9 protein-coding genes and 1 pseudogene are annotated in these 15,666 nt (G+C 31.3%); 2 read left to right on the forward strand and 8 right to left on the reverse strand.

The window, feature by feature from the left end; all coding sequences use genetic code 11:
• Positions 1-157: 157 nt before the first annotated feature.
• The 8 genes and pseudogenes from cls to BMSBPS_RS01255 form a co-directional block, all read right to left on the reverse strand.
• Positions 158-1,606 (reverse strand): cardiolipin synthase, encoded by a 1,449-nt coding sequence (gene cls / locus BMSBPS_RS01215; RefSeq protein WP_022564605.1) that lies wholly within the window; start codon positions 1,604-1,606, stop codon positions 158-160.
• Between the two features lie 344 nt (positions 1,607-1,950).
• A complete protein-coding gene (locus tag BMSBPS_RS01220) occupies positions 1,951-2,484 on the reverse strand; it encodes a septation protein A (RefSeq protein WP_046201094.1) in 534 nt (177 codons plus the stop codon).
• A 57-nt stretch (positions 2,485-2,541) separates the two neighbouring features.
• Complete coding sequence (locus BMSBPS_RS01225; protein ID WP_044170012.1) at positions 2,542-3,291, reverse strand: YciC family protein; 750 nt, start codon at positions 3,289-3,291, stop codon at positions 2,542-2,544.
• A gap of 459 nt (positions 3,292-3,750) precedes the next feature.
• Entirely contained in the window at positions 3,751-4,575 is an 825-nt protein-coding gene (trpA, locus tag BMSBPS_RS01230; protein ID WP_046201095.1) for a tryptophan synthase subunit alpha, read from the reverse strand.
• Positions 4,575-5,771: a tryptophan synthase subunit beta gene (trpB, locus tag BMSBPS_RS01235; protein WP_046201096.1), complete on the reverse strand. Its 1,197-nt coding sequence runs from the start codon at positions 5,769-5,771 to the stop codon at positions 4,575-4,577. The genes trpA and trpB overlap by 1 nt, the downstream gene beginning before the upstream one ends.
• A 63-nt stretch (positions 5,772-5,834) precedes the next feature.
• Positions 5,835-7,205 (reverse strand): bifunctional indole-3-glycerol-phosphate synthase TrpC/phosphoribosylanthranilate isomerase TrpF, encoded by a 1,371-nt coding sequence (gene trpCF / locus BMSBPS_RS01240; protein ID WP_102029176.1) that lies wholly within the window; start codon positions 7,203-7,205, stop codon positions 5,835-5,837.
• A gap of 8 nt (positions 7,206-7,213) precedes the next feature.
• Positions 7,214-8,814 (reverse strand): annotated as a pseudogene (gene trpD / locus BMSBPS_RS04675) (bifunctional anthranilate synthase glutamate amidotransferase component TrpG/anthranilate phosphoribosyltransferase TrpD).
• Positions 8,814-10,373 carry an anthranilate synthase component 1 gene (locus tag BMSBPS_RS01255; RefSeq protein WP_022564613.1) on the reverse strand — a complete coding sequence of 520 codons (1,560 nt, stop codon included), beginning with the start codon at positions 10,371-10,373 and terminating at the stop codon, positions 8,814-8,816. Before BMSBPS_RS01255 ends, trpD begins: the two are co-directional and overlap by 1 nt.
• Before the next feature lie 1,287 nt (positions 10,374-11,660).
• On the opposite strand from BMSBPS_RS01255, the gene sohB reads away from it, so the two are divergent.
• A complete protein-coding gene (gene sohB, locus BMSBPS_RS01260) occupies positions 11,661-12,704 on the forward strand; it encodes a protease SohB (protein ID WP_022564614.1) in 1,044 nt (347 codons plus the stop codon).
• Between the two features lie 359 nt (positions 12,705-13,063).
• A complete protein-coding gene (gene topA, locus BMSBPS_RS01265; RefSeq protein ID WP_046201098.1) occupies positions 13,064-15,658 on the forward strand; it encodes a type I DNA topoisomerase in 2,595 nt (864 codons plus the stop codon).
• The last annotated feature ends 8 nt before the right edge of the window (positions 15,659-15,666 follow it).

Below are 15,666 nucleotides of genomic sequence, written 5' to 3' on the forward strand. Positions count from 1 at the left end.
ATGCAATATATAAAAATAATATGCCTATACTCGCTCATCTATATTCTATCTGGATGTTTAGAGCACCATTTCACTCATAGACAGTTAGAAACTGATGCTATTTTTTTAAAAACAACATATGATAAGAATTGATGATTATGTTAATTTTGTTTAACATTTATAGTAAAGGACTAAAAAAATAACACAATTGTTCAATAATTCGTTTCCACCAAGCACGCTTCGACCACAACGTATTATTTAAAAGACGAGAACAAGAAATATAGTTATTTTGTACATCTGCAAGATTCTGACCAAAATCGCTATCATCAATTACTAATATAATTTCAAAATTGAGCCACAGACTACGCATATCAAGGTTTACTGTACCAACTAAACTGAGTTGTTTGTCAACTAATACACTCTTAGAATGTAATAAACCGTCTTTAAATTGATAAATTTTTACTCCTGCCTCTAACATTTCAGTAAAAAAAGCACGACTAGCCCAACCAACTAGCAGTGAATCATTGTGCAGAGGTACAACAATACTGACTTCAACACCACGTTGTGCAGCAGTACAAATAGCATGCAATAAATCATCACTAGGTACAAAATAAGGCGTAGTCATAATTAATTGTTCACGGGCTGAATATACTGCAGTTAATAAAGCTTGATGTATTATATCTTCGGGAAAACCTGGACCTGAAGCAATAATCTGTATTGTATGATTACTGTCCTCTTTAAAAGGGATATTCTCATATAACGGATTAAGTGACAAAATACGCTTACCAGTTTCAGTTTCCCAATCGCAGGCATAAACAATGTCCATTGTTATTGCTATTGGACCTTTCATACGCACCATGAGGTCAATCCATTGTCCAACTCCTACATTTTGTTTAAAAAATCGTGGATCTGCAAGATTCATACTACCAGTATAAGCAAGATAATTGTCAATGAGTACTAATTTGCGATGTTGACGTAAGTCTATACGTCGTAAAAAAACTCTTAAAATACTGACTTGCAGTGCTTCAACTACATCAATCCCTGCATTACGCATCATATTAGCCCAAGGACTTCGGAAAAACGCAACACTACCTGCTGAATCCAACATTAAACGACAAGATACACCACTCAGAGCAGCTGCTATAAATGATTTTGCTACTTCGTCTGCTAATCCTCCAGGCTGCCAGATATAAAATACCATTTCAATACTATGACGTGCCTGCTGAATATCTTGAATTAGTGTATGCATAGCATTATCAGTGTTAGTCAATAACTGTATTTCGTTACCTTTCATACCAGCTATGCCTTGTCGATAACGACATAAATCGAACAAAGGACGTGCAACATCGCTATTCTTGGTAGAAAAAATATGACGCATATGTTGGAAGTTATTCAACAATTTAACAGTATTTAACCATATGTTACGAGCAGATTCCGCACGATGTTTACCCAAATTTGATTCACCCAGTGACAGATACGCAATCATACCAATGATTGGTAAAATATAAATAATCAGTAACCAAGACATTGCTGAAGTTACTGTACGGCGTTTTATTAAAATACGTAGAGTGACTGCTGAAATTAATAACCAATAGCCAAAGGGGAACAACAAATTAATAAATTTCATAATATGGTCATTAAGTGAAAATCCCGTTGACGCTTTATTTAAGTAAAGTTTACATATAATTAACAAGAGAACTTTATAATTTTTAAATAATATCTAAATGAACAAATTTTAATTTTTTTTAGCATTGGAATTAACTAGATATCATTAGTAAATAAATTCAAATATATAATATATAATATGAACTGCATTTAGTTTGAAGAGTTGATTAACTTAATTAGCCAAGCTAATAGCTCAGTTATAAATGTTCAATATTAATAGATTAATATTCTCATTATTTCCATTTATTACTAGTTCTAAATTCTGATCCCTGATCTTGACTAATCATTAAAAATAGAGCAATTATTTTAATTTTTTCGTCGAGTTTTTAACCAAATATATACACCGCTACAGAACATAAATAATAAAGTTAGAATAGTTAAAATAAATACTTTAAAGGTAACCCATATATCTTGCGATAAATAAAATGCTACATAAATATTTAATAAACTACAAAGCAGAAAAAAAACAGCCCAAGCGGTATTTAGACGTAACCAAATACCAGGAGGTAATTGTAATTCTTTTCCTAATAGAGTTTGTATCAAAGGTTGTTTTGTAAAACGTTGACTATATAGTAATGCTAATGCCAATACTAAATAGACTAGCGTAACTTTACATTTAATGAATTTATCATTATGGAATAATAATGTTAAGGTACCGAAAATAAATAAAAAAATAAAAGTAACGATTTGTATTTTTTCTAATTTACGGTAGATTATCCAATTCATGACCAGTGCCATAGCAGTTGTAGCGATTAGTACACCTGAAGCAACATAAATATCATAAAATTTATAAAAAACAAAGAAAATGATTAAAAGAAAAAAATCGACTAATGGTGTCATAGCAAAATCCAATCAATTACAAAAATGTTGATTTTTTAATATAAATTAAATACATGACTATGACTTTTGACGCAATAGTATATAAAGTCTATATAAATACACAGTTAAAACAGCAGAAACCGTATTTCCAAATATGTTTAATATTATAGAACTTGAAAGAACGTTAATACAATTCGTCATTGAAGAAGAAAATAAAAAAATCAACGTAATTTTAGATAACATCCATAACGATATTGCTGGAGAAATTAGCTTAATATACTTCCAAGCACATGGAATGCTAGAACGTATTGCAACAATAATACTCGTTTTCTCAACTGCTAATATAACAGGTGATAATGATAATAAAAACATTAATATTATACCCGGTATTACCAATAATGCCAAACCGAGCTGTATTAAAAAAGTAATAATAAAAAGCTGTAACGATAATTTAGGTAATAAAGGTATAGAAACTTTGATTACTTCAATAACATTTGTAATTTTATCTTTATAACTTAAAGAGATCAAAGACAACATACCTCCGATCAGGATAGTATTGCTAATTAAATCTATGAATGTGCCCACAGCAGAAATATAAAGTAACATACGCTGTTGTTCCGACGACATATTTTTAAAAGCGCTAAACAAGGAAATATTTTCATTATTGCTTTGATTCAATAGATATAATGTATCTGTATCATAAGTAAGTACGTGGGCTATAATCGCTGAAATCAACGAGGTCAATAAGACCAGCATCAAGATAGTCATAAGCTCATTACGAAAAAAATTTTTTGTGTCAGAATATAACGAGCTTGTAGTGATAGACATGTATGTAAATCCCTCAAAGAAATTTAATTCTATAACTTATGAAGTATACATCTTATGTGTGGTATGTTGACAACTATTTCAATAATGATAATCTGTTGTCAGATATTACTTATTTTTCCAGTAAGCAAGTATGTTTTCGTTTTTTACTATAGCATAAAAAGCTTAAATAGTGAACGTAAAGTACGAGATGAGATCATTAAATTATCTACTTAGTGTAACACATTTATATTCAAGTAATCTTTTTAAAGTAAAGATTTTAAAAAACATTTGAGCAAAGAAATAAAACACTCTTTTAAATTAAACTAATATTTTTAGTTAAATATTACTGTTAATGCATAGTCTTATGATACGTAATATCAATAACTAAGTTCTTAGAAACAATATCTAAATTATATTTTCTCTTTCTAAAATCTGCTTGATTCTTTCACTCTTAAAATGGATAATTCTAGTTATGTAAATCTATTTTATACATTTAGATTGAGTTGCATTTTTTAAGATGGTGACAAACTTTTTCAAGTTTATCAACATTAAATTTATATCATTTTGATAACACTCAATAATTTTTATAATCGCAGAACCTGATATTACGCCTGCAACACCTAATGCTATCGCTTTTTTTATTTGAATAGGATCAGATATACCAAAACCATACAACAGCGGAGCAGCATTATATTCACACAATTTATTAATCAAGTAATGTGATAGTAAAATAGTAGGCTTTTCTACACCAGTTACACCTGATCTCGATAATAAATAAGTATAACCTCGACTATATAAAGCAATTTTATGTAATAAAGCGTCGTCCGCATTTGGTGGACAAATAAAAACAGGGTTAATTTTGTAATATATTGCTGAATTGTAAAATAATTCTGATTCTTCTATAGGTAGATCTACAATTAAAACTGAATCCACGCCGACGATTTTACAATCAGCATAAAAATTATTTATACCTCTATTAAAGACTAAGTTAGCATATAGCATTAAACCAATAGGTATATCTGAATATTTTCTCCTAATAAATTGAATGACTTTAAAACACTGTTCGACTGTAGTATTGGCAGACAATGCACGTAAATTAGCTGCTTGAATTGTTACACCTTCTGCAATAGGATCAGAAAAAGGAATACCTAATTCTAACGCATCAGCTCCACCGTGTATTAATGCATCTACTATATCTAAAGACAGTGTAACTGATGGATCTCCAAGAATTACAAAAGGTACAAAAGCGCCTTCTTGTGTCAATGCTAAGCGTCGAAATAGTTGCCTGTAACGATCGTGATGCATTAAATTTTTCCTTTTTTTTGTTTTAAAATATCATAAACAGTCAAAATATCTTTATCTCCTCTTCCTGAAAGATTTACTACTATGATTTGTTTCTTCTTCGGATTAGTTCGAATGATTTTTAAAGCGTACGCAAGCGCGTGCGATGATTCTAATGCAGGTATAATACCCTCTGTACGACAAATAGACTGAAATGCATCTATAACTTCATAATCTGTAACAGATACATACTCTACTCTACCTATGCTATTTAAATATGCATGTTGTGGACCTACGGATGGAAAATCCAAACCTGCCGAAATTGAATAAGATTCCTTAATCTGACCTTCATCAGTTTGCATTATTGGTGCTTTCATACCAAAATAGATACCGGTACGTCCATGCTTTAATGCTGCTCCATGTTGACCGGTTTGGATACCTTTACCAGCAGGTTCTACGCCAATGAGATGAACACTACTTTCATCAATAAAATCGGTAAACATACCAATGGCATTAGATCCACCACCAATACATGCTAGTATTTGATCTGGTAAGCGACCTTCTTGCTCGAGAATTTGTGACTTTGTTTCTCTTCCAATAACACGTTGAAATTCTTGAACAATTGTTGGAAATGGATGAGGTCCTGCGGCTGTTCCGAGCATATAATGCGTATTTTTATAACTAGCAGACCAATCGCGAAACGCTTCATTACAGGCATCCTTTAATGTAGCTGAGCCACTATATATAGGAATTACTTTAGCACCCATTAAACGCATACGAAATACATTTGCTGATTGACGTTCAACATCTTTAGCTCCCATATAGATGCGGCATTTCATTTGAAGTAAAGCACATGCTAAAGCAACAGCTACACCATGCTGACCTGCACCAGTTTCAGCAATCACTTCTTTTTTCAATAGTCTTTTAGCTAAAAGTGCCTGACCTAGAACTTGATTAGTTTTATGTGCTCCTCCATGCAATAAATCTTCACGTTTTAGGTAAAGACGCGTATTGCTATCTTTAGTTAAATTACTGCATAATGTTAATGCAGTTGGACGACCAGCATAATTTTTTAATAATTTATTGAGATAATCAGTAAATTTAGGATCACATTGTGCATCTATAAATGCAGATTCTAACTCGCGAAGAACTGGCATTAAAATTTGTGGTACGTACTGACCGCCGAATTCGCCAAAGTAAGCACTAAGTAATGTACTCATTTTAATTTCCTTAATCTTAAACAAGTTGATAAAAAAAATATAAATACATTAAGGAGATCAACATTAATAACAACGTAGTATTCGGAACACTTCTGCTATTTTATTAGAATCTTTAATTCCTGTAGTAATTTCTACACCGGAGTTGAAATCTAAACCACTAAAGCCAAGTTGAGCAGCCTGAAAACAATTATTTGCATTTAACCCACCTGCTAACATTACGTTGCTAAGATCTTTTTCTCCTGCTAACAATGACCAGTTGAAACACTGCCCACTACCGCCTGTACCATTATCAAAAACATAACGATCTACACCTAACCAATCTCGTATAGGTAAGATGCCTTGACCAATATTGCATGCTTTCCATATTTTTACTTCTACAGGTAATACTTCACGTAATGTATTAACAAATTTTTTATTTTCATTTCCATGTAGTTGAACAACAGCAAATTGAAAAGTAGAAACTAAACTCATTATTTCACTGATAGTACTATTACGTAATACGCATACATATTTCAATGGAGCAGAATCTATAAGATCTTGTAAATACATGCAATTTATTTTTCGAAAAGAATCTTTTGCGAAAATAACACCACCATAAATTGAACCAGCTGCATAAGCAACTTGAGCATCTTTAGATCGTGTTAATCCACAAATTTTATTATCTCCCATAATGATGCGACGTACCGAAGACATGAGATCTTTTTCTTTCATTAATGCTGAACCAATTAAAAAACCGTTAACAAAGGGTCTTAGCTCACGTATTTGTGTATAGTTATAGATACCTGATTCGCTGATTACTGTTGCAGTATTTCGTAAAAGTGGCGCTAATAAGCGTGTACGATTAAGATCAATAGAAAAATTTCGCAAATCTCGATTATTAATACCAATCACTTTCGCATTAACTTCAAGAGCACGTTTTAATTCAATAGCATTACTGATTTCTGTTAGAACTCCCATTTTCATGCTGTGTGCTAAAGCAGCTAACGTACAATATTGTTGATTATTTAAAAGAGAAAGCATTAACAGAACTGCATCAGCTTTATAATAACGTGCTAAATAAATTTGATATGGATCAATAATAAAATCTTTACAAATAACTGGTTGCGTAACTATAGCACTTATTATTGGAATAAAATTGAAGTCGCCTTTAAAATATTTTTCGTCGGTAACTACTGAAATAGCTGAAGCGTAATGACGATAAACATTAGCAATTACAATTGGATTGAATTCTTCGCATAATAGTCCGTTGGAAGGAGAGGCTTTTTTACATTCTAATATGAATATACTCTTTTCAGTATAACGCATAATGTTGTAAAAGTGACGGTTTGCAGGTTCTAATAAATTTTCAAAAGTATTTAATGGTTGTTCTTTTTTGCGTGCTTTTATCCAAGTTGCTTTATATTGTACGATTTCACCTAAAATTGTACCCTTAATATCCATATTTATCCTCTTGCTGCTAAAGCTATAATGCGTTTATATGCTTGTCCGCTGCGAATTACTTCAAGGGCATATTGGGCATTGTCATATAAATCTTCGTTGCCAAATATTTTCAACAGCATTGCAACATTGACTGCAATAACTTGTTCGTGAGCAAGTTTTCCTTTACCTTTTAATACACGCATTAAAATATCGCGGTTTTTTTCAGTAGAGCCGGCCTGTAAAGCTTTTTTATTTTGAGCACGAAAACCAAAATCTTCTTGATTTAATTGATAAGTAGTTATTTTACCATTATGTAGTTCAGCTACTTGTGTTGGACTATGTAAAACAACCTTATCCATACCTCCACCATGCACTACTATAGCACGATGATAAGTGCCAAGTATTTTCAGTGTTTCAGCTATCGGAAGTACTAAATTAGGACTGTATACACCTATCATGGCCAGTGGCGGTTTCGCTGGATTGATCAGAGGTGCAATTAAGTTAAATATTGTGGGAGTTTTTAATTTATTACGTACTGGTATTGCGTGAATAAAACCAGCATGATATTTTGGTGCAAACAAAAAACAAACATTAAGATCGTCTAGTGCTTGACGCGCTTGTTTAGGTGATATATCAAGATTGATTCCAAAGGCCTCCAGTAAATCGGACGATCCCGATTTACTGGAAATACTTCGGTTATTGTGCTTTGCTATTTTCATACCGCAACAAGCTGCTACAAAAGCGCTAGGAGTAGAAATATTAATACTATTACTATGGTCACCACCGCTACCAACGATATCCGCAAAAATATAATCCGGACGTGGAAAAGGTTTAACATGTTTCAATAATGCAGATGCTGCACCAGCAATTTCTTCAGGATTTTCACCTCGTACTTTCATCGCAATTAATGCAGCAGCTATTTGTATAGGTTCTAATTTTCCGCTAATAATAATTTTAAAAAGGTAATAAGTTTCACTTTGGCTAAGTGAATTACATTGATAAAGTTTATTTAAAATAGATTGGAGCATATAGTTTTCCTAAATTATTTTGTTAGTAACCAAGTTAATGTCTGTTCTAACAAACGTGCACCTTGAACAGTAAGTATAGATTCAGGATGAAATTGGAAACCACATACTCGTTCAGTATCATTTCTAATTCCCATAACCATACTTTTATAAGTAGCATTAATAGTTAATTTAGAAGGGATATTTTTTCCAATTAGTGAATGATAACGAGCTGCGGGTAAAGGATTCATAAGACCAGTAAACATCGCTTCGTTATCATGTACAATGGGTGAAGCTTTTCCATGTAAGATCTCACAGGCTTGACTAACATATCCACCATATGCCTCGATGATGGCCTGATGGCCTAAGCAAATACCAATAATTGGTAGATTGCCACATACTTTTTTTAATAATGTAGGCATACAGCCAGCTTCTCTGGGAGTGCCAGGACCAGGTGAAAGCATAAGTATAGGATTTGACATGTTTTCTAGTACATTTATTAAAAAGTCTGTTTTTACAGTATTGCGATAAATTAACACGTTATAACCTAAAATGCCTAACTGATCGGATAAATTGTAAGTAAATGAGTCAATATTATCGAGCAATAAAACATCAGACATTAGAGAATTTCCTTGCAGTGATGGGCTGTTGTAATAGCATGTAATACCGCACGTGCTTTATTGCGGCTTTCGTTTGCTTCAGATTGTGGCTGTGAATCTAATACTATTCCTGCACCTGCTTGAATGGTAGCGATTCCATTTTCAACCCAAGCAGAACGAATCACAATACAAGTATCAAGATCTCCATAAGCGGTAAAATATCCTACTGAACCACCGTAACTCCCACGTCGTATACCTTCTTTTTTAGCTATTAATTGCATTGCACGTACTTTTGGCGTACCACTTAATGTACCCATATTCATGCAAGCACAATAGGCATGCAAAACATCTAAATCATGACGCAGAATACCAATGACACGTGATACTAAGTGCATTACAAATGAATAGCGATCAACTTTCGTTAAGTCAGAAACATAACGACTTCCTGGTATACAAATACGTGCTAAATCGTTACGCGCTAAATCAACTAACATTAAATGTTCTGATAACTCTTTGTTATCAGTGCGCATTTCTAACTCAATACGGGTATCTAGGTCATTATCGAACGAGCCATCTGCATAACGTCCACGCGAGCGAGTACCCGCTATTGGATTCATTTCTATTTTACGTGAAGAAGCATCGTATTTTAATGCACTTTCTGGTGATGCACCAAACAATACAAAATCCTTATCTTGCATAAAAAACATATATGGACTAGAATTGCACCTTTTAAGCGTATCGTATGCAGCTAATGGAGAAGGACAGGGTAAAAAAAAACGACGTGATGGAACGACTTGAAAAATTTCACCCATATGAATAGCTGCTTGCATCTCACGAACTGTATTACAATATTCCTCATCACTTTGGTTAGTGATTAGCGTCATTTTTTCTACGTGTTTTACAGGTAAATTTGGTGCAGTTTGTATCATTTGTTTATATATTTGTGAAATACGTTGTTGAAGTCGTTGAGACTCACTGTTTGAAGGATAGAAAAGACTAGCCTGTAATCGTGCACTATGTTGTTTATGATCAATCAGTAACAAAGTTTCAGCTAAATAAAAACAATAATCTGGACAATTCTCTTTTTGCTGCAATATAGGTAAATCTTCAAAACCAGCTACTAAATCATATGCAAAGAGACCGCCAAATAATACTGCTTCACGTTCATCAATCGAGGTTTGAAATAACTGTAAAATCAATCGCAATACACTAAAAACTGATAATGTTTTTAGACGTGATCCTTCATCATGTACTTCTTTTAATAAAGGTAAATATAACGTTCGTGCCTCTGGGTATATATCAATTCGCACTGTAGATGGCAATAATTTATCTAAAAATGGTAAAATCGAAGAACCATTTTTGGAACATGCTTGCAATTTGACTGCATTACCTAATGCGCTAATTCTTAATGCACAATCTATAATTATAATACTTTTTATATTTTGTTGATTATCGATATCTGCTGATTCTAACAATAGTGTCCATGGACGCATACCGCATAATTGATAAAATACAGTAGTTGGATCTTCACAATAAGGAGCAATACTATTAATTAATTTTACTTTAGATTTTAAATTCACTGTAAGTTTTGCCTTGCCTAATTATAATTAATTCTCTCAATCTTATTTTAGAACCATGTTTTTTAACGCATTGCACTAAAGAATCTGCTTAACATAAAGCAAATCATATAGAATTCCTAAAGAGAGCATTTATTTTGAATCTATGTACTAGTAAACTAGTTTAAAACAAAAATGTCAACTCTATTTTGTTTGTTTTGAAAAATTATTATGTTATTATTTATTTGAAATATTCAGTTAATTGTTTATTTGTTAAATAAAACGTTTTCCAAAAAACTCAAATTTTTAATATAAATTCAAAATTTTTTGAACTTTTGATATTTAATCATATTAAATTTAATGAAAATCATCCATTTTTATGACATTCTTAAACAGAATGCTTTAGTTGGTAAGATAATAAATTATTATAAAGTTATTTATTCAATAAATAACTTTATAATAATTTATTTTTATTAAAGGTTTTAATACAAAACATTTCACGTAAAAATTTTTAATAACTAAAATAGTTATAATTTACAATTATTATTGTAAATTATAAATGATAATTTGATATATTTAATATTAAAATTTACTTAATTAAGTGTAAAATTTATTATTAAATAAATAATAATTATTATAGTTTAATAAATTAATTGTAATACAATCATAAAAACCTGAGTAACTATAAATTATTAAGCATTTAAACTGTTTTTTTAAATATTAAGAATATTCTTCAACAATGTTCTTAAGTAACAATTAGTATCAATTAGTTAATTAATCACTGTAGCAAATATGTACTATATAAAAATTAATTTATTGAATTTATTTAGATTTAATTTGAATTAATATTCAATTTGCTATTGAAACATTAATTCAAATTATTAAAGACGTCTAATAATAAAATTTTGCGTACCGATTAACTTATCTATGCACAGAAATTTGATTTTTAAAATAGTTAATATCTTTTGTTTGCTATATTAGATATATTTAAAATACCATCGTATAGCACTATATTTTCTAGAAACAAATTTAAAATAATTTGTGTATAATTATACATCATGGTTTAATAAAAATTCAGTGCTTTTTTAGGTATCTACCATATTGTCTTTTTTTTAAAAAAGACTTTATATTAACAGATAAATTTAATAATATATTATTATGAGCAAACTGTTGCTATTTAGCTAATCTTAAATTGCGATAACTTAATTTTCACGTGTTATTTTTTCTTATGTAATATTTAAGTACATATATCTGTAAAAATGGATGTATACTTTTAAACTAATTAATTTTCAAATTAAAAAAGGAAGTGGAATGGATGTGATTTCCAATTATGGACTATTTCTTGCCAAAAGCATTACTACAATATTTACTATAGCTATTATTCTGATGTTAATCAATAATACATTACGCAAACGTCAAAATGTTGGTCAATTACGTTTAACGAATCTTAACGAAAAATATCATCAAATAAAAAAAGATATTGAATTAGCAAAAATGAAGCCATGGATGCAAAAAATCTATCTAAAACAAAACAAAAAAGCTGAAAAACAAAAAATTAAAACAGAAAAATCTGATACTAAGAGAAGCATAGAGAAAAAAGATAATCCAATACTTTATGTAATTGAATTTAAAGGCAGCATAAAAGCTAATGAAATTAGTTCGTTGCGAAAAGAAATCTCTGCTATATTGATGACAGCAAATATAGGTGATGAAGTGTTGCTACGGTTAGAAAGTCGTGGTGGTTTAATTAATGCTTACGGGCTAGCAGCTTCACAACTACAGCGTTTACGTGATTCTGGTTTATATTTGACAGTAGCAGTAGATAAAATAGCAGCTAGTGGCGGATATATGATGGCTTGTGTAGCAAATCGAATAGTTGCTGCTCCATTTGCTATCATTGGCTCTATTGGAGTAGTTGCACAGATACCTAATTTTAATCGTTTATTAAAACGCAAAGATATTGATGTTGAATTACATACTGCTGGTCAATATAAACGTACACTTACATTATTTGGTGAAAATACAGATACAGACCGTGAGAAATTTTGTGAAAATTTAAATGAAACGCATCAGTTGTTCAAAACATTTGTGCATCAAATGCGCCCATCACTCGATTTAGAAAAAGTTGCCACAGGAGAACATTGGTACGGACGTCAAGCACTAAATTTAGGTTTAATTGATGATGTTAGTACAAGCGATAGTTTACTTATTGAGAAAATGAACAATTTTACTGTTTTAAGAGTGAATTATGTACAAAAACACAAAATGATTAACTGTGTTATGAATACTGTTAGTCAAATTGTAGAACAATCGATTTTAAAAATTTGGTATTTTAAAGACAAAACAATCTTATGATAATAGAGAATTAATATATGCATCAATGATATGATCATATTTCATTAATATTACTTTTTACTAAAATTTTGCTGTGTAATTATCTTAATTAGATTTAAATAACCGAATCAACTTATATAAGTAGTTATTAAATGATGAAAATTTAATTTAAAATATAGATTTCCAATAGTATTAATTTTTTCTTAGGACAAAGAAAATTTTTCAGTAGAAAATTGAATATGTTATTTAATTTAAACTGATGCTTTCTATGTTCTTTTATAAATAAAAAAATGTATGAAAATTAATAGTTAGTTTTTATTTTAAAAATTTTTATTTTTCATTATATTAAAACTATTTAAATTCAAATACACAAGGTGTATATGGTTAAAGCACTCGTAATCGTTGAATCTCCGGCAAAAGCTAAAACAATTAATAAATACCTTGGCAATGATTTTGTAGTAAGATCTAGCTTTGGTCACATCCGTGATTTACCTACTAGCGCTTCAATTTTTAATAAGAATCTTAAACGAAAAAAAACAAAAAAAATTCAAAAAGATGTTAAATCAGTTCTCATTAATCGTATGGGAATTGATCCTTGGCATAATTGGAAGGCTAATTATCAAATCTTACCGGGGAAAGAAAATATTGTCGCTGAATTAAAAACTCTTGCTGAAAATGTTGACCATGTTTATCTTGCAACTGACCTCGATCGTGAAGGAGAAGCAATAGCATGGCATCTTCGTGAAGTAATTGGCGGTAATATCAAACGATTTAGTCGTATAGTTTTCAATGAAATTACTAAAAATGCAATAGCTCAAGCATTTGAAAAACCAAGTGAATTAAATATTCGGCGCGTTCATGCCCAACAGGCACGCCGTTTTATGGACCGTGTAGTAGGATATATGATTTCTCCTTTACTTTGGAAAAAAATTGCAAGGGGTTTATCTGCCGGTCGTGTGCAATCGGTTGCTGTTCGCTTAGTTATAGAACGAGAACATGAAATTAAAACGTTTATACCTGAAGAATATTGGCAAATAGATAGCAATTTAATTACTTCGAACGGTGATCATCTGATAATGCGAGTAAAATATCTGTGTGATAAATTATTCCGTCCAGCTAATTACGAACAAATGCAAACTGCACTAACAATGCTCCATAAATCATGTTATGAGGTATTAAACTGTGAAAAGAAATCTATAATTAATAGGCCCTCTCCCCCTTTTATTACCTCAACCTTACAACAAGCAGCAAGTATACATTTAGGCTTTAATGTAAAAAAAACCATGCTCATAGCACAGCTTCTGTATGAAGCAGGTTATATTAGTTATATGCGTACTGATTCTACTAATCTAAGTCAAGATGCTGTAATGATGGCACGTAATTATATTAAGCAACATTTTGGTAAACAATACTTACCAAAATCACCTAATATATATGCTAAAAAACAACATTCACAGGAAGCACACGAAGCTATTCGTCCTTGTGACATTTATGTAATAGCAGAGCATTTAAAAGACATGGAATATGAAGTCAAAAAACTGTATCAATTAATATGGTGTCAGTTTGTTGCATGTCAAATGGTACCTGCAGAGTATGATCGCATCATTCTAACAGTGGGTGCTACTAACTTTAAGTTGCAAGCAAAGGGACGAACATTACGTTTTGAAGGTTGGACTAAATTGATATCAATGATGTATAAAAAAAATGAGGATTCTCCTTTGCCATCCGTCAAAATAGGTGAACAACTTACTTTAAAATCATTGGTACCGAGCCAGCATTTTACTAAACCTCCTTCGCGTTTTCGTGAAGCTTCATTAGTCAAAGAATTAGAAAAACGTGGTATTGGTCGGCCATCTACTTATGCATTTGTGATTTCTACTATTCAAGAACGTGGTTATGTACGTATGGAGCATCGTCGTTTTTATGCTGAAAAAATGGGTGAAATCGTTACTAATCGATTAGTACAAAATTTTGGTGGCCTAATAGATTATAACTTTACTGCTAATATGGAAAATAGCCTTGATCAAGTTGCAAATAATCGAATTGATTGGAAAACAGTGCTTGATTCTTTCTTCAGTGATTTCACTGATCAATTACATCAAGCTGAAAAAGAACCTACTGAAGGTGGTATGCAACCTAATCAGGTAGTATTTACATCAATTACTTGTCCAACTTGTACTCGTCAGATGGGCATTCGAACTGCTACTACTGGTGTATTTCTAGGTTGCTCTGGTTATGTGTTATCTTCTTCTAAAGAACGTTGTAGACAAACGATTAATCTAATACCACAGAACGAAGTATTTGACAATTTTTTAGAAGATGATGAAGCCGAAACAAATGCGTTACGTTCTCGTCATCGCTGTAAAAAATGTAGCACGGCAATGGATAGTTATTTTATTGATAGTCAAAGAAAATTACATATCTGTGGTAACAATCCAGAATGCGATGGTTATGAATTGGAAAAAGGGGCGTTTCTTATTGAAAGATATGATATTTATTGCTTGAAATGTGATAAATGCACTGCCAACATGTATCCAAAAATTGGACCTTTCGGTAAATACATAGCTTGCTCAAATAAAACTTGTAAAAATACTCGTAAGATTTTTCAAAATGGTGAAATAGCTCCGCCAAGGGAAAATCCTGTACCCTTACCTGAGTTAAAATGCACAAAATCGGATGCGTACTTTATATTACGTAATAGTGAAAAAGGAATCTTTCTTGCTGCCCATAACTTTCCAAAATCACGTGAAACTCGTTCACCCTTAGTAGAAGAATTACGAACATATTCAGATCGTCTGCCTGAAAAATTAAAATACCTAGCAGAAGCGCCATTGACTGATCCAGAAGGAAACAAGACGTTAGTACGCTATAGTAGAAAAAATAAACAACAATATATCGCTTCTGAAAAAAATGGTAAAAAAACTAACTGGTCAATGTTCTATATTGATGGAAAATGGAAAGAAATTAAAAAATAATTTTTATA

This window comes from Candidatus Pantoea carbekii, from assembly GCF_000971765.1.
GTDB classification, from domain to species: Bacteria; Pseudomonadota; Gammaproteobacteria; order Enterobacterales; family Enterobacteriaceae; genus Pantoea_A; species Pantoea_A carbekii.

Coding starts and splice junctions, on each gene's coding strand:
- BMSBPS_RS01225 (WP_044170012.1), bottom strand. CDS start 3,291: ATGTCTATCACTACAAGCTCGTTATATTCTGACACAAAAAATTTTTTT.
- trpB (WP_046201096.1), bottom strand. CDS start 5,771: ATGAGTACATTACTTAGTGCTTACTTTGGCGAATTCGGCGGTCAGTAC.
- trpA (WP_046201095.1), bottom strand. CDS start 4,575: ATGCATCACGATCGTTACAGGCAACTATTTCGACGCTTAGCATTGACA.
- sohB (WP_022564614.1), top strand. CDS start 11,661: ATGGATGTGATTTCCAATTATGGACTATTTCTTGCCAAAAGCATTACT.
- BMSBPS_RS01220 (WP_046201094.1), bottom strand. CDS start 2,484: ATGACACCATTAGTCGATTTTTTTCTTTTAATCATTTTCTTTGTTTTT.
- cls (WP_022564605.1), bottom strand. CDS start 1,606: ATGAAATTTATTAATTTGTTGTTCCCCTTTGGCTATTGGTTATTAATT.
- topA (WP_046201098.1), top strand. CDS start 13,064: ATGGTTAAAGCACTCGTAATCGTTGAATCTCCGGCAAAAGCTAAAACA.